Annotated in this window: 14 protein-coding genes and 2 tRNA genes; 8 read left to right on the top strand and 8 right to left on the bottom strand. The window is 61.2% G+C overall.

Annotation, left to right across the window (positions count from 1 at the left end):
• Window positions 1-6: 6 nt before the first annotated feature.
• On the top strand, window positions 7-969 hold the full coding sequence (locus tag G7016_RS12780) for a L,D-transpeptidase family protein (protein ID WP_181114702.1): 963 nt from the start codon (window positions 7-9) through the stop codon (window positions 967-969).
• 65 nt (window positions 970-1034) lie between these two features.
• On the opposite strand, the gene oprI is transcribed toward G7016_RS12780, so the two are convergent.
• Entirely contained in the window at window positions 1035-1286 is a 252-nt protein-coding gene (gene oprI / locus G7016_RS12775; RefSeq protein WP_181114699.1) for an outer membrane lipoprotei OprI, read from the bottom strand.
• Window positions 1287-1738: 452 nt separating this feature from the next.
• On the opposite strand from oprI, the gene G7016_RS12770 reads away from it, so the two are divergent.
• A complete protein-coding gene (locus G7016_RS12770) occupies window positions 1739-2020 on the top strand; it encodes a GNAT family N-acetyltransferase (RefSeq protein ID WP_181114696.1) in 282 nt (93 codons plus the stop codon).
• Between the two features lie 65 nt (window positions 2021-2085).
• Here G7016_RS12770 and G7016_RS12765 read toward each other — a convergent pair whose 3' ends face one another.
• Window positions 2086-3162, bottom strand: a complete 1077-nt coding sequence (locus G7016_RS12765; protein WP_181114694.1) for a 3-deoxy-7-phosphoheptulonate synthase — start codon at window positions 3160-3162, stop codon at window positions 2086-2088.
• 210 nt (window positions 3163-3372) lie between these two features.
• Between G7016_RS12765 and G7016_RS12760 the strand changes: the two genes are divergently transcribed.
• Both G7016_RS12760 and cysB read left to right on the top strand, forming a co-directional pair.
• Window positions 3373-3873 (top strand): universal stress protein, encoded by a 501-nt coding sequence (locus G7016_RS12760; RefSeq protein WP_181114691.1) that lies wholly within the window; start codon window positions 3373-3375, stop codon window positions 3871-3873.
• 117 nt (window positions 3874-3990) lie between these two features.
• Window positions 3991-4965, top strand: a complete 975-nt coding sequence (gene cysB, locus G7016_RS12755; RefSeq protein WP_181114688.1) for an HTH-type transcriptional regulator CysB — start codon at window positions 3991-3993, stop codon at window positions 4963-4965.
• 60 nt (window positions 4966-5025) lie between these two features.
• Here cysB and G7016_RS12750 read toward each other — a convergent pair whose 3' ends face one another.
• Both G7016_RS12750 and G7016_RS12745 read right to left on the bottom strand, forming a co-directional pair.
• On the bottom strand, window positions 5026-6300 hold the full coding sequence (locus tag G7016_RS12750; protein ID WP_181114685.1) for an OmpP1/FadL family transporter: 1275 nt from the start codon (window positions 6298-6300) through the stop codon (window positions 5026-5028).
• Between the two features lie 535 nt (window positions 6301-6835).
• On the bottom strand, window positions 6836-7060 hold the full coding sequence (locus tag G7016_RS12745; protein ID WP_181114683.1) for a hypothetical protein: 225 nt from the start codon (window positions 7058-7060) through the stop codon (window positions 6836-6838).
• A gap of 883 nt (window positions 7061-7943) precedes the next feature.
• Here G7016_RS12745 and rmuC point away from each other — a divergent pair.
• Complete coding sequence (rmuC, locus tag G7016_RS12740; protein WP_181114681.1) at window positions 7944-9473, top strand: DNA recombination protein RmuC; 1530 nt, start codon at window positions 7944-7946, stop codon at window positions 9471-9473.
• Here rmuC and G7016_RS12735 read toward each other — a convergent pair.
• Window positions 9429-12914 (bottom strand): hybrid sensor histidine kinase/response regulator, encoded by a 3486-nt coding sequence (locus G7016_RS12735; RefSeq protein WP_181114679.1) that lies wholly within the window; start codon window positions 12912-12914, stop codon window positions 9429-9431. The genes rmuC and G7016_RS12735 overlap by 45 nt on opposite strands.
• A 175-nt stretch (window positions 12915-13089) precedes the next feature.
• Here G7016_RS12735 and G7016_RS12730 point away from each other — a divergent pair, with 175 nt between their 5' ends.
• A complete protein-coding gene (locus G7016_RS12730; RefSeq protein ID WP_181114677.1) occupies window positions 13090-14964 on the top strand; it encodes an MFS transporter in 1875 nt (624 codons plus the stop codon).
• Between the two features lie 85 nt (window positions 14965-15049).
• Here the strand turns inward: G7016_RS12730 and G7016_RS12725 are convergent, their stop codons facing one another.
• A complete protein-coding gene (locus G7016_RS12725; RefSeq protein ID WP_181114675.1) occupies window positions 15050-15982 on the bottom strand; it encodes a bile acid:sodium symporter family protein in 933 nt (310 codons plus the stop codon).
• Window positions 15983-16020: 38 nt separating this feature from the next.
• Complete coding sequence (rdgC, locus tag G7016_RS12720) at window positions 16021-16941, bottom strand: recombination-associated protein RdgC (protein WP_181114673.1); 921 nt, start codon at window positions 16939-16941, stop codon at window positions 16021-16023.
• A gap of 162 nt (window positions 16942-17103) precedes the next feature.
• On the opposite strand from rdgC, the gene G7016_RS12715 reads away from it, so the two are divergent.
• Together G7016_RS12715 and G7016_RS12710 are read left to right on the top strand one after the other, a co-directional pair.
• Window positions 17104-17179 (top strand) — tRNA-Val (locus G7016_RS12715).
• A gap of 14 nt (window positions 17180-17193) precedes the next feature.
• A tRNA-Asp gene (locus G7016_RS12710) sits at window positions 17194-17270 on the top strand.
• 86 nt (window positions 17271-17356) lie between these two features.
• On the opposite strand, the gene G7016_RS12705 is transcribed toward G7016_RS12710, so the two are convergent.
• Window positions 17357-18301: a hypothetical protein gene (locus G7016_RS12705; protein ID WP_181114672.1), complete on the bottom strand. Its 945-nt coding sequence runs from the start codon at window positions 18299-18301 to the stop codon at window positions 17357-17359.
• Between the last annotated feature and the right edge of the window lie 138 nt (window positions 18302-18439).

Raw genomic sequence — 18439 nt, 5'->3', positions numbered from 1 at the left:
TCCAGGATGTTGCCGCGCTTCCCAGCCTTTAGCCGTTGCCTGTCCCTGGCCGCTGTCCTCGTGGCGGGGCCCGCGACAGCGCTGGAGTTTCCGCTGCCCCCGCCGGGGGAAGATATCGTCGGCCAGGTGCAGACGGTTGCCGCCAAATATGAAGACACCTTCGCTGACCTCGCCCAGGCCTATGACCTGGGCTACAACGAGATGCTCGCGGCCAACCCCGGCGTGGATGCCTGGCTACCCAAGCCGGGGACTGAAATCGTATTGCCCACCCGGTTCATTCTGCCGCCTGGCCCGCGGGAGGGGATCGTTATCAACCTGGCCGAATACCGGCTTTACTACTACCCGAAAGGGCAGGGCACAGTGCGCACCTACCCGCTGGGTATCGGGCGCGAAGGCTGGGGCTCGCCGGTAGCGACCACCAAAATCATCGCCAAGACGGCCAACCCGTCGTGGACGCCGCCTGCCTCGGTCAAGGCCGAGCATGCGGCCGATGGCGATCCGCTGCCGAACGTGGTGCCGCCAGGCCCGGACAACCCGCTGGGCCCCTTCAAGTTCTCCCTGGGCCTGCCTGGGTACCTGATTCATGGTTCGAACAAAAAGTTTGGGATTGGCACGCGCACCAGTCATGGTTGCTTCCGCATGTACAACGAGAATGTGCTCGAACTCTCCACCCTGGTACCGGTAGGTACTCCGGTGCGAATCATCAATGAGCCTTACAAGTTCGGTGTGGCGAGCGGGCAGGTGTATCTGGAGGCGCACACGCCGCTGGATGCCCAGGGCGCACCGTCTGGCGAGGACAAGCACACTGCGGTGATCAATGCATTGCTCAATCGCAAGGACCTCACCGGTGTAGTCAGCGTGGATTGGGACCGGGTGCGGGATGTGATCGGTGCCGAGGACGGGCTACCGGTAGTTATTGGCGCTCCCGGTAGCCCGGCGTTGAGCACGGCGCCTGCGCAGCCGCTGTAACAAGGTGGCAATAAAAAACCGGCCTACATGCATAGGCCGGTTTTTTTTGCAGCTATCCCGAAGGATTACTTGCGGCTAGCCTTGTCGAGCATGCGCAGAGCGCGCTCGTTGGCTTCGTCTGCGGTCTGCTGGGCTTTCTGAGCAGCGGCCAGAGCTTCGTCAGCTTTGCGATACGCTTCGTCGGCACGGGCTTGTGCGCGAGCGGCAGCGTCTTCGGTAGCGGTCAGGCGAGCTTCGGATTCTTTGGACGCGCTGCTGCAGCCGGTAGCCAGAACGGCAGCCAGAGCCAGAGCAGAGAATTTCAGAACGTTGTTCATCGTGTTCCCCTTCAAAGGACTTTCTATTTAGTAGCCATTTCTCGAGGTCGAGAAAATAGCCGGCGTACATAGTACTCATTACTTGTAGTAAGTAAACTGGAACTGCGCAAGAACGGTTAAAAAATCTATCGGTTCAACGCCTGCGAAAAGCCTGATGGCGTAGTTGCGGCTCAGGATCCATATCAGTGGGGCAACTAGAAGATCAGCAGTTACACCTTATCGAACTTGCCACTAGTTGGAACTTGCAGTGACTTTCAGGGTCTAGGCGCAGTCCAACCCTCGGACGTTCGGCGCGTGATGTCCGCGGAACCGTTCAGGGGCCATGGGCTGTCAAAGGCCGTAACGGTGCCGCCAGGCCTGCGAGCGCGATCGCCCGATTGCGACAGCAGTTCCAACAACGATGAAACAGCGGTATGGTAGGGGTCTAATTCCAAGACCCGCGAGGATTCGAAATGAGCGAGGCGTTGTCCATTCATCATGACCAGGCAGGTCATCAGTTCGAGACCAACGTGGACGGCCATCGTGCTTACCTGACCTACATGGATCTGGGCAAGCAGACGCTGGATATCTACCGCACGTTTGTCCCCAACGCCCTGCGAGGCAGGGGGATAGCCGCCGCCCTGACCGAAAAAGCCCTTGAGTACGCCGACAGCATGGGCTACACGGTCATTCCTTCCTGCTCGTATGTAGAGCGGTATATGGAACGCCACCAGCGGCGGGCTGCCAAGCTGTAAGCGAGCGCCTTACATGAAAACGCCGGGTTATCCCGGCGTTTCATCGTGGCCAGCCCAGAACTGCCTCAGCCGCGCTGACGCCCCGCCAGAAGTGGCTTGAGCTTGTCTCTCATCGCCCGAATGCTTTGCTCGGTCGTGTCCCAGCCGATACAGGCGTCAGTCACCGATACGCCATATTGGAGCTCGGAAAGGTCCTTGGGGATCGCCTGCGCGCCGGCGTTGATATGGCTTTCAACCATCAGGCCGATGATCGACGTATTGCCCTCGACGATCTGGTTCGCCACGTTCTCCATCACCAGAGGCTGCAGCGCCGGATCCTTGTTGGAGTTGGCGTGGCTGCAGTCGATCATGATGTTGGGGCGAATGCCGGCTTTGTCCAGCGCTTGCTCGCACAGTGCCACGCTCACCGAATCATAGTTGGGCTTGCCGTTGCCGCCGCGCAGCACCACATGGCCATAGGCGTTGCCCTTGGTGGTGACGATGGACACGCCGCCTTCCGGGTTGATGCCCAGGAAACGATGGGGCTTGGAAACGGACTGCAAGGCGTTGATCGCAACGGTGAGGCCGCCATCGGTGCCATTCTTGAAGCCAACTGCCGAAGACAAGCCGGACGCCATTTCGCGGTGGGTCTGGGATTCGGTGGTGCGGGCGCCGATGGCGGACCAACTGATCAGGTCCTGCAGGTATTGCGGCGAAATCGGGTCCAGCGCTTCAGTAGCCGTGGGCAGGCCCATTTCAGCCAGGTCCAGCAACAGCTGGCGCCCGATATGCAAGCCATCGGCGATCTTGAAGGAGTCGTCCAGGTAAGGGTCGTTGATCAGGCCCTTCCAGCCTACGGTGGTGCGCGGCTTCTCGAAATACACTCGCATCACCAGATACAACGTGTCGGACACTTCCTCGGCCAGAGCTTTCAAGCGGCGAGCGTAGTCGTGGGCGGCTTCGATATCGTGAATCGAGCAAGGCCCGATTACCACGAACACGCGGTGGTCGTTGCCGTCCAGAATGTTGCGAATCACATCCCGGCCCTTGGCCACGGTCGCTTGTGCTGCGTCGCTGAGAGGGATGTCGCGCTTGAGTTGATCGGGGGTGATCAGCGTCTCGTTCGAGGCGACGTTCAGATCGTTGATCGGTAAATCGGCCATGGTGGTACTCGTTATCAGGCAGGTCAGGCGCGACCGGGCGAGCGGTGGGCGCGGGGGTGCCGAACCTTAACGCGTTCTGCGGCCCTTCGACAATGCCTTGGGCTGCCCTTTGGACGAGGCGGGCCGCGGGCGATGGGATACCTGCCGCTTTACCGTGCCGCTGCTAGACTTGGCCGTATCGCCGCCGACGAGGGCGGCGCGGGAGCGCAGATGATTCGTTCGATGCTGTACGCCACCGACCTGGGCGCCTACGCGCCGCTTGTGTTGCAACATGCGCTGGCCCTGGCGCGCAAGTTCGAGGCGGAGTTACACGTGATCCATGCCGTGGAGCCGATGGGCAGCTTCGCGGAGTCGGTACTGCAAAGTTACCTCGATGCCCCTACATTGAGCGAGCTGCATGGCAGGGGGGTAAGCGTAATGATGGCCAACATCGAAAAGCGCGTACTGGACAACTTCTGCGAAGACCTCGCCGATGGTGAGCGAGATCTGGACCTGATCCAGGCCGTGCGGGTGCGTCAGGGAGACCCGGCGGAAGTGATTCTCGACCAGGCTCGCAGGCTGCAGGTAGACCTGCTGGTGCTCGGAAGCCACAGCCGGGTTACCGAAGCGGAACTGCCGTTGGGTCGAACCGCAGCGCGGGTATTGCAGCTCGCCGAGGTTCCGGTGTACCTCGTGCCACTCACCCAAGCCCCGGGAAGGCGGAAAACATAAAAGATCTTTTCAAAATGTTCTAGATTCTCGCCCGGACCATCAATATAGTTATAAACCTTGCCGTCACCCCCTTACTCGCAAGCGGGGAACGGAGCATTGGGCCTTGGGGGGTCGCGAATGAAGCTTCAACAGCTGCGCTATATCTGGGAAGTCGCTCACCATGATTTGAACGTCTCCGCCACGGCGCAGAGCCTTTATACCTCTCAGCCAGGCATCAGCAAGCAGATCCGCCTGCTTGAAGACGAACTCGGTGTGGAAGTGTTCGCCCGAAGCGGCAAGCACCTGACGCGCGTGACCCCGGCGGGTGAGCGAATTATCACCACGGCAGGCGAAATACTGCGCAAGGTCGAAAGCATCAAGCAAATCGCTCAGGAATTTTCCAACGAGAAAAAGGGCACGCTGTCCATTGCCACTACCCACACCCAGGCTCGTTACGCATTGCCCCCGGTAATCAGTGCGTTCATCAAGCAATACCCGGAAGTTGCCCTGCATATGCATCAGGGATCGCCGATGCAGATCGCCGAAATGGCCGCAGACGGTACAGTGGATTTCGCCATCGCCACCGAGGCGCTGGAGCTGTTCGGCGACCTGATCATGATGCCGTGCTACCGGTGGAACCGCTGCGTGGTAGTGCCGCAAGGCCACCCGTTGACCAAGCTGCCCAAGCTCACGCTCGAAGTATTGGCCGAGCACCCTATCGTGACCTACGTGTTCGGCTTCACGGGGCGGTCCAAGCTTGACGAAGCTTTCAGCCATCGCGGCCTTACGCCCAAGGTGGTGTTTACCGCCGCCGACGCAGACGTGATCAAGACCTATGTGCGGCTGGGCCTGGGCGTGGGGATCGTTGCCCATATGGCAGTGGTCCCCAAACAGGACAGCGACCTGGTGGTGCTCGACGCCGACCACCTGTTCGAAGCCAGTGTCACCAAGATCGGTTTTCGCCGCGGCACCTTCCTGCGTGGTTTCATGTGCGACTTCATCGAGCGCTTCGCCCCGCACCTCACGCGCGAAATCATGGCGAAGGCAATTGCCTGCCACAACAAGCAAGAGCTTGAAGAGCTGTTCGACGGGGTAGAACTGCCCGTGCATTGATGGCCCTGTCGGCCATAAAAAAACCGCCCGGAAAAGGGCGGTTTTTGCATTGCGGGCTGCTTAGAACTTGTAGGTAAGCGAGCTGCCGAAGCCGTGAGCGCTGTTGTGGTAGGTAGCGCTGTAGGCGCCTTTTGTAGTGCTGACCAGGTTCACGTCCACGCTTTCTTCCTTGAGGTAGGAATAGGCGAAGTCCAGCGTGAGGTTGTCGGTCGGGCTATAACCGGCACCCAGGCTGAAGATGCGACGGTCACCCGATGGGATGCGTGGAGAGCGGTCGGCGTTATTGGTGGGGGACTGGTCCACCGAGAAGCCGGTGCGCAGTGTCCACTGCTTGTTAACCTTGTACGCAGCGCCAATGGCATGAGCCCAGGTGTCGTGCCAGTTCTGCTCCTCGGTGATGGTCCCCAAGCCAAGACGTGCGGCTGTTCCAGTTACATCGCTGTTGACGGTGATGTTTTCCAGTCGGCTCCACCGAGTCCAGGTGCTCCCACCGTAGATTGTCCAGCGGTCGTTCAGCTCATGAGTGAACGACAAATCTGCCGACTCGGGAGTGGTGAGATCGAGAGAAGCGTCCGCTTTGAAATTGACAAGAACCCCCGGGAGAGGCCGCACGTTACGAGCTTTGGTATTGCCGTCAAGCTTGTAGTCAACTTTAGAATGGTAGGTCAGCCCCAAGCGCGTCTTGTCAGTCGCCTGCACCAAAATGCCTGCATTGAAGCCGACTGCCGTATCGTCACCTTTGATCTTCACTTCGCCATCGCCGCCCGAGATCGGATTGCTGGCGTTGATGGTACGAGACGTCAGCTCGCCTTCAATACGGTTGAACGTTGGCCCGATACCGATGGAAACCTTGTCATTGAATGCGTAACTGATGGTGGGCTGGAAGGTAATCACCTTCACAACACTCTTATCTGCCCAGTAACGGCCTGCATAACCGCTTTCATAATCAGTCGCCAGCCCGAACGGTACATATACACCAAAGCCAACGGCCCACTGGTCATTGAGCGGCTTGACGTAATAGCCCATAGGCACGCCAACCAGCGGCACCATGTCGCCCTTGTTGCTCCCGCCCAAGGTAGAACGGGAGTCGTCAATATCCGTATCCGCATAGATACCAGCGGCGCCTACGGTAAATTGCTCACGCTTGAGGAAGGCCATGCCCGCCGGGTTGCCGGCTACGGTGCTGGCGTCCTCTGCCGATGACGATCGACCCGCGAAGCCCACGCCCATGCCGCTGATGCTTTGCTCATTGATGGCAAAGCCGCTCGCGAAGAGTTGAGTGGAGGCAAGCGTGACTGCGAGGCCGAGGCTCGATCTGATCATGACTTTTTTCATTGTTGTTGTTACTCCGTGGGTGATCACCGCCGCAAATTACCAATAAAACCCACACGGCGCCATAGCCCTGTATCAGGCTAGATAGAGCCTTTTTGTAGGACAATCCGATCATTGGGCTGTCTGGCTGGTCAGTTTCGCTCGATGGGGTACAACAAGGGGATCACGTTTTGACAACGTTTTTTTGACGAGAAGGCGCCGGAGAGCTTCCGCTTGGGGCTGGAAGGGGCATGCCAGCTGGGTTTGGTCGGGTTGATAGGTTTATTGACGTTGTAGGAAGGCACGTTTCAGCATTTTGCGAAGCGGCAGAGGGCAATCCGACCGGAGGGCGCTTGCCGGTTGGCATACTTCAGCGATTATTTTGTAACAAGGGAGAAAAACAGGCGGCCCCCACGCGTGGCAGCGATCAATCGGACGGGGTCCGCCTGGGAGCGGCCGGCCGCTCGCCGTACGCTCAAGTTAAAGCATAGCTTTAACTTTGCCGCGTAAAGTGACGTCTGTCGGAAGGTTTGCAGCCGGGGGCTTACGCGAATCCTGTTCAGGCGACCAGGGACTGGCGGGCGCGCTCGATCACGGCTTGCAGCGGTGCGGGGGCAGCATACTGTTCAGGGTAGAGACGTTGGGTGTGGCGTGCCACGCCATGCTCGTTCACTACGGAGAAGCTGAAGCTGTCATTGCGCGCTGCAAGGATCACACAGCGCAGCGGGGCGAATGCTTGGGACAGGGTATGGATAGCGGATTGGGTCTGGGTATTGAAGGTCATTATTGTGTTCCTGCGATTGACACGGATCAGAACCGTGCGGCATTGAATTTGTTCCGGCCCGCAATAACGTATATGCGGGAAACCTGCCGGAACAGTACAGCTCGCCTGTGACGTCAATATGAACGCATGGCAGGCGGCGGTAAGTACGCAAGACGAGAGGCGCCACGACCCTGTTTACTGAAGGTCGGGGAAAGCCTGGGGAAGCGAGACAGCGGGGCGTGACACGAGGGACGCTTGGCGCTGGCCTGAAGGCCGAGTGGGGTCCGAGAAAACAGCGGGATGCATGGCCAATGGGGCCTGCGATAAAGCTGGAGGGACTTGAGCGGCCGAAATTGCTTTCAGCTTTTGTACAAACTGCGGCGAAACCTACAGGTAAGTAGCGAGCTTGGCAACCTTTAGTCAGGTTTACCGATGAACGGTAAGGCTTCTCGGCGCGTTCCTTGCGCCGTATCAATGCCCACGCCGGTGCGGGGGCTTGCGCCACCGTGGGGCGTTGTGCACATGATGAAGCAAGATTGTCATATTCCCGACGGGCGCACTGGCCAAGGTTCCGTACCCTTCGTTTATTTTTTAAGTCAATGAAAAAAAACAGTTTTTAGAGCTGGTGAAAAAATGGACAGTTTGTCTGCAGGCCCCGGTTTATCGGGCTTTGCGGACGCCCGGGGGGTGTTGTCCACTGAGTTATCCACAGCTTCTGTGGATTGTGAGCGCAGATTGCTCTAGGCCGATGTTCCCAGCCAAACGAGGCAAACGCGCGCTCTGGCCAGTTACCACTGTCAAGGCGATCGCTGTAACTTTTTGGCATAACCTCCCTCACAGGTAGAATGCTTCAGCCACGTTTCCGCGCCTGGCGCGCGCGTCATCCTTTTGACCGAATCCCCTCATGCCTGATGAAGCCCTTCACCTGCTTATCGCCGCCCTGGCTGCGGCCGTTCCGTTCATTGGCGTTGCCTGGCATTTCCATCGCACTGCTCAAGCTGCGCGCGAAGCGTTGCCCTTGCTGGAAGAGCGTTTACGGGTAGCGCAACTCAGTGAGCAGGTATTGGAACAGCGGGTGCAAGCCCAGGCCTCGGGACTGTCCTCGCTCGGCGAACAGCAAGCGGGCGTTCGCGCCGAGCTTGCCGCAGCCGGCCGCGAGCTCGAGCTGCTGCGCATGGAGGTGGACAACGGGCGCGATGCCGCCCATGCGTGGGCACATGAACGCGGGCAGCGTGAGGGCGAACTGCGCCAGCTTGAGGCCCGATGCGCTGGCTTGAGCGCGGAGTTGCAAGAGCAACGTGAAGGGCACGAGCAGCGTTTGCAGGATATGCAGAACGCGCGCGATGAGCTGCGGGCACAGTTCGCGGAGCTGGCGGGGAAGATTTTCGAGGAGCGCGAGCAACGTTTCGCCGAGAACAGCCAGCAGCGGCTCGGGCAGTTGCTTGATCCGCTGCGCGACCGTATCCAGGCGTTCGAAAAGCGGGTAGAGGACAGCTACAACAATGAAGCGCGTGAGCGGTTTTCGCTGGCCAAGGAGCTCGAACGCCTTCAGCAACTCAACCTGCGCCTGAGTGACGAGGCCACCAACCTCACCCAGGCATTGAAGGGGCAGAAAACCCAAGGCAACTGGGGTGAACTGGTGCTCGAACGCGTGCTGGAACATGCCGGCCTGCAAAAAGGCCGGGAGTACCGCACCCAGGTGAACCTTAAGAGCGCTGACGGTGAGCGGTTCCAGCCGGATGTGCTGGTCACCCTGCCAGGCGATAAACAAGTGGTAGTCGACGCAAAGGTCAGCCTTACTGCATGGCAGCAGTACATCGCGGCCTCCGAAGCGGACGTGGCGCAGGGTGCGCTCAAGCAGCATGTGCACAGCCTGCGCTCGCATATCAAAGGGCTGGCCGGAAAGGATTACAGCCGCCTCGAAGGGCTGCACAGCCTCGATTTCGTGCTGCTGTTCGTGCCTATCGAGGCGGCGTTTTCAGCGGCTTTGCAACACGACCCCGGCCTGTTCCAGGAGGCTTTCGACAAGCAGATCGTGGTAGTGAGCCCTACAACGTTATTGGCCACGCTGAAGGTGGTCGACAGCTTGTGGAAGCAGGAGCGCCAAAGCCAGAACGCCCGCGAAATCGCGGAGCGCGCGGGCTGGCTCTATGACAAGTTCGTGCTGTTTATCCAGGACCTGGATGAAGTAGGGAACCGCCTGCAACAGTTGGACAAGGCCTACGCGAGCGCCCGCAACAAGCTGACCGAAGGGCGCGGCAACCTGGTCAGCCGCAGTGAACAGCTCAAGTTGCTCGGCGCGCGAGCCAGCAAGAGCCTGCCGGCAGACCTGCTCGACCGTGCGCTGGCGGGGGCCGAAGATGGCGCGGCAGGCCCGCTGGAAAATGACTCAAGCCCGCGCCAGATCATGGCGGGTGAGATACCGACCAAGTAACGCGCGCAATGCGGCGGGTTTCAGCGGCTTGGGCAAGTAGTCCAGGCCGGCGGCATGAACCTGGGCGATGGTCTCGGCGCGACCATCGGCGCTGATCACCACGCCGGGCACTGGCGCGTTGAGCTGGGTGCGCAACCAGGCTACCAGCGCTGTCCCGGTCTCGCCGTCATCCAGGTGGTAATCCACCAACGCCAGCGTGGGCTGGGCGCCTTCTGCCAGCAACGCGGCGCAGCCGGCGCGGTCGGTCGCGGTCCACACGGTACAGCCCCAACGGGTGAGGAGGCTGGCCATGCCGGTAAGGATGCTGGTTTCGTTGTCCACGCACAGTACGCGTAACCCGCTCAGGGGTTGTGTGGCGGGTAACGCGGCCCGCTGCGGCACCGCCTCGGATTCGGCAACGGGCACGGTCACGCTGAACACGCTGCCCCGGCCTGGCCAGGAGCGCACTTCAAGGTGATGCCCCAGCAAGCGGCACAGCCCATCGGCGATAGCCAGGCCCAGCCCAAGCCCTTTTTCGGCGCGGGTCTGGTGGCTGTCCAGGCGTTTGAACTCCTCGAAGATCACTCCCAGTTTGTCGTCGGGTATCCCCGGGCCACGGTCCCACACCTCTAGCCGTACCGCGTTGCCCTGCCGGCGCACGCCCAGCAGTACCGGCCCTTTGGCGTAGCGGAAGGCATTGGTGAGGAAATTCTGCAGAATGCGCCGCACCAGCTTGATGTCGCTGTCCACCCGCAGGTTGCTGCCACGTAGCCGGAAGCTCAGGCCTTGTTCCTGGGCCAAGGCTGTGAATTCGGTGCCCAGCGCGCCGTACAACTCGCTGAGGGAAAACGCATTGCGGTTCGGCGTGACTCGCCCGTTTTCAAGGCGGGAAATGTCCAGCAAATCGCCGATCAGGTCCTCGGCCGAGCGCAACGCGCTATCCATGTGCCGAACCAGTTGCGCAGCGTCCGCCGGAAGGTCGGCGCCATGGTGGCCAAGGGCGGCGCAGAACAGCCGGGCCGCGTTCATTGGCTGCATCAGGTCATGGCCTACCGCAGCGAGGAAGCGGCTCTTGGATCGGTTGGCGGTTTCGGCATGTGCCTTGGCCTCGATCAGTGCGTGGTTGAGTGCGGACAGTTCACCGGTACGTTCAGCTACGCGCAGCTCCAGGCTTTCGTTGGCGTGCTTGAGTGCACGCTCCGCCTCCCGGTAGGCGGTGATGTCGGTGAAGCTCATCACAAAGCCGCCTCCGGGCATGGGGTTGCCGATAAGCTCGATCACCTGGCCGTTCGGGAATACCCGCTCCGAGGTGTGCGCGCGGCCCTGTCGCATGTAATGCAGACGGCGCGCCACGTGGACTTCCGCCTCTCCGGGGCCGCAGAAGCCACGCTCGGCGTTGAACCGGATAATCTCGGCAATGGGGCGCCCCACCGCGATCAGCCCTTCGGGGTAGTTGAACAGCTCGAGGTAGCGGCGGTTCCAGGCCACCAGGCGCAAGTGCTGGTCGACTACGCTGATGCCCTGGGTGATGTTTTCGATCGCGCCTTGCAGCAACGCGCGGTTGAACTGAAGCACTTCGGAGGCTTCGTCGGCAATGCGAACCACGTCCTCCAGCTGCATGTCGCGGCCTTCGATGGCCGCTTTCACTACGGCCCGGGTGGATGAGGTGCCCAGGGTACCGGCCAGCAGCCGTTCGGTATGGGCGATCCATTCCGGGTCGGCGGTCTGGCTGGGGTTGAAGCCTTTGCCCTGGCGGTAGGCAAAGCGGCTGAAGCTTTGTTGCGCGCGCTCTTCCCCCACAAAGCGGCTCGCCAGCTTCAACAGGTCGTCCAGCTGTACCGCCAACAGGCCTTTGCTGTTGGGACGCAGGCTTTGCTGGTGGCCCACGAAGCGCCCCGCCTGCCAGTGCTCGGACACCCGGGTGCGCGACAGCACCGACACCCACACGAACAGGATGAAATTACCCGCCAGCGACAGCACCACCCCTTGAGTGAGTGGGGAAATAGGCAAATGCAATGGGTTGCCGTGCAGCCAGCTCAGGGCCGGGAACGCCGCCAGCGGCCACCCCAGGCTGTGTGCGGCAATGGGCAATACCAGGGCGTAAAACCACAGAAAGCTGCCCGCCGCCAGGCCCGCGAACACCCCACGGCGGTTGGCCTGTTTCCAGTACAGCGCGCCAACCATCGCCGGCGTGAGCTGGGCCACGGCGGCAAAGGCGATCTGCCCGATGGTCGCCAGGCTGGCGGTAGAGCCCAGCAGGCGGTAGCTCACGTAGGCCAGCAGCAGAATGGCCAGAATGCTCACCCGCCGTGCCGACAACATCCAGTGGCGGAAGGCTTCGAACGGGCGCTCGGTGCGCTGGCGCCGAAGCAGCCAGGGCAACAGGATGTCATTGGAGACCATGGTCGACAGCGCCACGCTTTCCACGATCACCATTCCAGTAGCCGCGGAAGCACCGCCAATGAACGCCAGCAGCGCCAAGGCCGGGTGCGCTTCCGCCAGAGGAAGGCTGATCACGAAGGAATCGCGGATCACCGCTTCAGGCAGCAGCATTCGCCCGGCCAGGGCAATCGGCACCACGAATAACGCTGCGAGCAGCAGGTAACCCGGGAACACCCAGCGCGCCAGGCGAAAATCCCGCGGCTCGATGTTCTCTACCACAGTGACCTGAAACTGGCGTGGCAGGCAGATCATCGCCATCACCGCCACCCCGGTCTGCACCAGCATCGAGGGCCAATTGATCGTTTCGCCCCAGTAGTTTTCCAGCGCTGGGGCCAGGCGCGCCTGGGCAAGCAGGTCGCCGAAGCCGTCATACAAGCCGTAGGTGATGAAAGCGCCCACCGCAAGGAACGCGAAAAGTTTGACCAAGGCTTCAAACGCAATGGCCAGCACCATGCCGCGATGGTGCTCGGTCACGTCCAGGCTGCGGGTGCCGAACACGATGGTAAACAACGCCAGCACCAGGGACACCACCATGGCGGTGTCCTGCACGCGAGGGCCGGTGGCATCGGCACTGGCACCGATCAACAGGTTCACGCCCAGCACGATGCCTTTGAGCTGCAGCGCAATATAAGGAAGCATCCCGATCAGGCAGATAAGCGCCACCACCACCGCCAGGGATTGGGATTTGCCGTACCGCGCCGCGATGAAGTCGGCGATGGACGTGATGTTTTCCTGCTTGCTGATCAACACCATCTTTTGCAACACCCGAGGTGCCAGCAGCAACAGCAGGGCAGGGCCCAGGTAGATGGGGAGGAAGGCCCAAAGCTGCTCGGCGGCCTGGCCCACCGCGCCGAAGAAGGTCCAGCTGGTGCAGTACACAGCCAACGACAGGCTATACACCCAGGCCCTTAGCCGAGGCGATAACGTGGTTTGCCGACGGTCGCCCCAATAGGCGATGGCGAACATGACGGCCATATAGGCCAGGGCGACCGCGGCGATCAGCCCGCTGGAAAGCGACATTGCGGCTCCATGGTGGCAATAAGCGCAAACGGGGAGTCTGGCATGGCCGGGCCGGTTCGTCAGGCGCGACCATGGTCTATCCCGAACCAGGGCGCTTACACGTGTGGCTTTTTTCTCAAACGGGCGTTCCAATAGGGCAAAGCCAGCCACTGGCCCACCACGAGACCCAAGGACGATGAGTTCACAGCTGCAGCTGTTGCGTACGCGGCGCTTTTTGCCGTTTTTCCTTACCCAGGCGCTGGGTGCCTTCAACGATAACGTGTTCAAGCAGTCGTTGATCCTGGCCATCCTTTACAAGCTCAGTATCGAGGGCGATCGCACCTTCTGGATCAACCTCTGCGCACTGCTGTTCATCCTGCCCTTCTTTCTGTTCTCGGCATTGGCCGGGCAGATCGGCGAACGCTTCGCCAAGGATCGGCTGATCCGCGCGATCAAGCTGGCGGAGGTGCTGATCATGGGAATTGGCGCGGCTGGCTTCTTCTACGGCCAGTTGCCGTTGCTGCTGCTGACCTTGTTTGCCATGGGTACCCATTCGGCCGTGTTCGGCCCGGTTAAATATTCCATCCTCCCCCAGGCCTTGAGCCCCAGGGAGTTGCTGGGCGGTAACGGCCTGGTTGAAATGGGTACGTTTCTGGCCATTCTGGGCGGGACGATCAGCGCCGGGGTGTTGATGGCCGAGCAGGTATACGCGCCGGGGGTGGCCATCGCGATTGTGACCGTCGCGGCGATGGGCTACCTGGCCAGCCGCGCCATTCCGCCGGCTGCGGCATCCGCCCCCGGCCTGCGAATCAACTGGAATGTGCCGGTACAAACCTGGCGTACTTTGCGGCTGGGCCTAGGGCAAACCCAGGCTGTGTCGCGATCGTTGCTGGGCAATTCCTGGTTCTGGTTCGTAGGGGCAATTTACCTCACCCAGATACCCACCTACGCCAAGCTGTGGCTGCACGGCGACGAAACTGCGGTCACGCTGGTGCTCACGGTATTTTCGGTGGGTATCGCCGCAGGCTCGATGCTCTGCGAGCGGCTGTCGGGGCGGCAGGTGGAGATCGGCCTGGTGCCCTTCGGCTCGTTTGGCCTAACGTTGTTCGGCCTGTTGTGGTGGTGGCATTCGGGGAATGTGCCGGCGCCTGAGCACGGCGAGAGCCTGGGCTGGCTCCAATTGCTGGGAACGGCTGCGGTATGGCCAGTGCTGCTGGACATTCTCGGGCTGGGGATTTTCGGCGGCTTTTATATCGTGCCCCTCTATGCGTTGATCCAGTCGCGTACGCCCGAGCACCAGCGCGCCCAAGTGATCGCGGCCAACAACATCCTCAACGCATTGTTCATGGTGGTCTCGGCCATCGTGGCGGTGGCATTGCTCAGCGGGGCGGGCTTAAGCATCCCGCAGTTGTTCCTGGTGGTGTCGCTGATGAACATCGCCGTCAACGCCTACATCTTCAAGATCGTGCCTGAGTTCAGCGTTCGCTTCCTGATCTGGCTGCTCAGCCACTCCATGTACCGGGTGCGCCACGAAGGGCTGGATAACATTCCCGACGAGGGTGCAGCGTTGCTGGTGTGCAACCACGTGTCATTCGTGGACGCGCTGCTGATCGCTGGCGCGGTGCGGCGGCCGGTGCGTTTCGTGATGTATTACCGGATCTACAACCTGCCGGTGCTCAACTTCTTCTTCCGCACCGTTGGCGCCATCCCAATCGCCGGGCGCTCCGAAGACCTGCTTATTTATGAGCGGGCGTTCCGCGACATCGCTGGCTACCTGGCGGCAGGTGAACTGGTGTGCGTGTTCCCGGAAGGCAAGCTCACCACGGATGGAGAGATCGACGCCTTCAAAAGCGGCACCACCACCATTCTGGGGCAAACCGCTGTGCCGGTGATCCCGATGGCACTGCGTGGGTTGTGGGGCAGCTTCTTCAGCCGCGCACCACACAAGGGGCTGTTCCGCCGCTTCTGGTCGCGGGTAGCCGTGGTCGCCGGCCCTGCGGTGAACGAGGGAGAGCAGTTGCCGGGGCGGTTGCGGGAGAGGGTGCAGGCGTTGCGAGGGATGGAACGATAGCGGGGCTCCGCCTGAGTCCCACAAGGGTCATGTAGGCCCTGTGGGGACGGGCCGAGCCGCCAGGCTAAGTTCGCGAATGGGCGGATTACTCCGTCCCTTTCATCCTCCGGAAGAAGGTAGAAAGCAGCGCCCCGGAGATGTTGTGCCACACGCTGAACAGCGCGCTGGGCACGGCGGCAATGGGAGAAATGTGGGCCGCAGCCAGCGCCGCGCCCAGGCCGGAATTCTGCATGCCCACTTCCAGCGCCAGGGATTTGCGCTGGGCCAGTGGCAGCCCGCACAGGTGGCCGGTGAAGTAGCCCAGCAAGTAACCGAAGCCGTTGTGCAGCATCACTACAGCCATGATCAGCAGGCCGGATTCGGCGATACGCGCCTGGCTGGCGGCTACCACCGCACACACGATCATCACGATGCTCACCACCGACACGAGCGGCAATACGTTTACCGCCACGGCCACCGCGGCGCCCAGCAGGCGCTGGGCGATCACGCCCAGCACGATCGGCAGCATCACGAACTGCAGGATGGACCAGAACATGTCCCAGAAACTCACCGGCATCCATGCCGACGCCAGCAGCCAGATGAGCGTGGGCGTGAGCAATGGGGCGAGCAGCGTTGTAACCGCGGCGATGGCCACGGACAGCGCGAGGTCGCCTTTGGCCAGCCAGGTCATCACGTTCGAGGAGGTGCCACTGGGGCAGCAGCCTACCAGGATCACACCCACGGCGATGTCGGGCGGCAAGTGAAACGCCTGGCACAGCACCCACGCCACGCCCGGCATGATCACGAAATGCGCGACCACGCCTAGCCCCACCCGCCAAGGGTGGCGGAACACCTCGGCAAAATCGTCCAGGCGCAGGGTAAGCCCCATGCCGAACATCACCAGCCCCAGCAACGGCACGATCGCGCCCTTGAGCCCAATGAACCAGGCTGGCTGCATGAATGCCAGCAGGGCGAACAACAGCACCCAGATGGCAAAGGTATTCCCCACAAAACGGCTGAAAGCGGCCAGGGCGCGCATGACGTGTCCTTCTTATAGTAATGACCGGGTAAGGTGGTTCAGATGCCTTGCGGGATTTCTTCGCCGCCCAGCGCCTCGAACAGCGCCGGCAGGAAGTCACCGAAGGTGAGCATCATCAGGGTGAAGCTGGCGTCCAGTTGGCTCAGCGCCTCTTCGCCACCGTCTTCCTCGGCCTGATCCTGCAGCAGCTCCTCGAAACGCAGCCGCTTGACCACCATCTTGTCGTCCAGCACGAACGACAGTTTGTCCTGCCAGGCCATGGCCAGTTGGGTGACCTGTTTGCCGGTATTAAGGTGCAGCTGGATTTCATCGCTGGTGAGGTCCTGGCGCTTGCAGCGGACGATGCCGCCATCTTCGCCGGTGTCACGCAGTTCACACTCGTCCAGCACGAAGAAGTCTGCCGCCGCCTGCTGGCTTTTCACCCAGTCGGTCATGGTGGCGGTAGGGGCGATCTTCACCGACAGCGGCCGCACCGGCAGCGAGCCCATCACTTCGCGCAGGGTAGACAGCAGGTCTTCGGCGCGCTTGGCGCTGGCCGAATTCACCAGAATCAACCCTTGCTTGGGCGCAATGGCGGCGAAGGTGCTGGAGCGACGAATAAAGGCGCGCGGCAGGAAGGCCTGGATGATCTCGTCCTTGATCTGGTCGCGTTCCTTCTTATAGACCTTGCGCATCTGCTCGGCCTCGATCTCTTCGACCTTCTCCTGCACCGCGTCGCGGACCACGCTACCGGGCAGAATGCGCTCTTCCTTGCGAGCGGCGATCAGCAGGAAGTCCTGGCTTACATGCACCAGCGGCGCATCCTCGCCCTTGCCGAACGGTGCCACAAAACCATAAGTGGCCAGTTCCTGGCTGGCGCAGGCGCGCGCCGGCTTGCTGGCCAATGCGTCTTCCAGCGCTTGAGCGTCGAACGGCACATCCTGGGTGAGGCGATAGACAAGCAGGTTTTTGAACCACATGGGCGGGTGTCTCTGTTAATACACAAGCCGCGCATTATTCGCTCTGTTTCAGCTCAGGCCAAGCGTGGGCTAAGTCTTTGGAAGGGCAGGAAAAACTTTTTAAAAAAACGCTTGCCAGCAGGGAAGGCCGTCCGTAGAATGCGCGCCACACCGAGAGACAAAGGGTGATTAGCTCAGCTGGGAGAGCATCTGCCTTACAAGCAGAGGGTCGGCGGTTCGATCCCGTCATCACCCACCACTCGTGTGTATCGCGCAGCGGTAGTTCAGTCGGTTAGAATACCGGCCTGTCACGCCGGGGGTCGCGGGTTCGAGTCCCGTCCGCTGCGCCATATTTGCTTCAAGGGCCCACTGAACACCCTTGAGCTATTGAAGAAGGCGACCTTAACCGGTCGCCTTTTTTATTGCCTGCGATTTATCACCCACGCGCCCGCGAGCCGTTCGACCCGTTTTCATGGGCCAGGAACAGCCCCGTGGCTTCCGGTTCGGTCTGGTTGATCGCCCCCAGCTGATGTATCAACTGCGCCGGGCGGCTGCCACGCAAGCCCGCCAGGGTCAGTTCACCGTCGCGTACATAGGTGAATACGCCGCTCACCGAAAACGCCGTTACATAGCGAACATGCTCGGCCAGCCCCCGGGTAGCCTGGCGAAACGCCGTGGACTCGAACAGCCGCCGCCGCGCCAATGCCGATTCGAACACCACTTCCAACATTGCCAGGTGCAGGCGCGCCGCCGGCGATTCGTGCCGCACGTTCGGGGACGGGGGGTTGGGGCGGGCGTTATCGTAAGGTACAGGCAGGTGCAGGCGTACTTTCATCACGGCCGGGTCTGCAACCAGCGTGGCGGCCACTTGTTGGCGCAGGAAGGCCTTGAACGCGTCGCTGTTACCGGCCTCGCCGTGGAAATGGATATGCAGGCGGTCCAGCGGTACGGTTTCGTTGGGGCAGGGGTCGGCCAGGTAATCCACGAGGGTGGTTGAGCCTTCAGGCAAGTCATAGCAGAGGGTTTCCTCGAACACGTTCTGCTCGTCCACGAACAACACCTTGCTCGCCGCCTTGAAGCGTTGCTGATCACCCGCCGAAGCGAAGCCGATTTCCACCGCGCCATCCAGTACATAGCCCGGCAACGGTGCAATCCCTTCGATCAAGGGCCATAAATGCGCATCGTGCTCGCGGGCGAAGTGGTATTGCACGTACCACCCCAGCCCAGGGATGCGCGCGCACAGGGGGCCGTGCACGTCACGCCAGTACGCCGCGAACAGCTCATGGGGAACCTTGGGGTGGCGTAATACGGTGGTGTAGGAATTGATGGCGATGCTGTGGTCGCGCGAGGACGAGTCCAGTGCGGTAAATGGGTTGTCCATGTGGGTTGGTCCCTGTGTGCTGCCCTGAACCATAGGACACAGGCGCAGCGGTGTTCTCACGGGCGTTGCGCCGATTTCCCGACGTGAGGTAGGCCATGCAGCCATGGCTTGAAGCCGCTACGCTTGGACCGTTGCGCT

This window comes from Pseudomonas japonica, assembly GCF_013522925.1.
GTDB lineage: Bacteria > Pseudomonadota > Gammaproteobacteria > Pseudomonadales > Pseudomonadaceae > Aquipseudomonas > Aquipseudomonas japonica_A.
The sequence above is the reverse complement of the archived record's forward strand: the minus strand, read 5'-3'. Positions and strand labels throughout refer to the sequence as shown.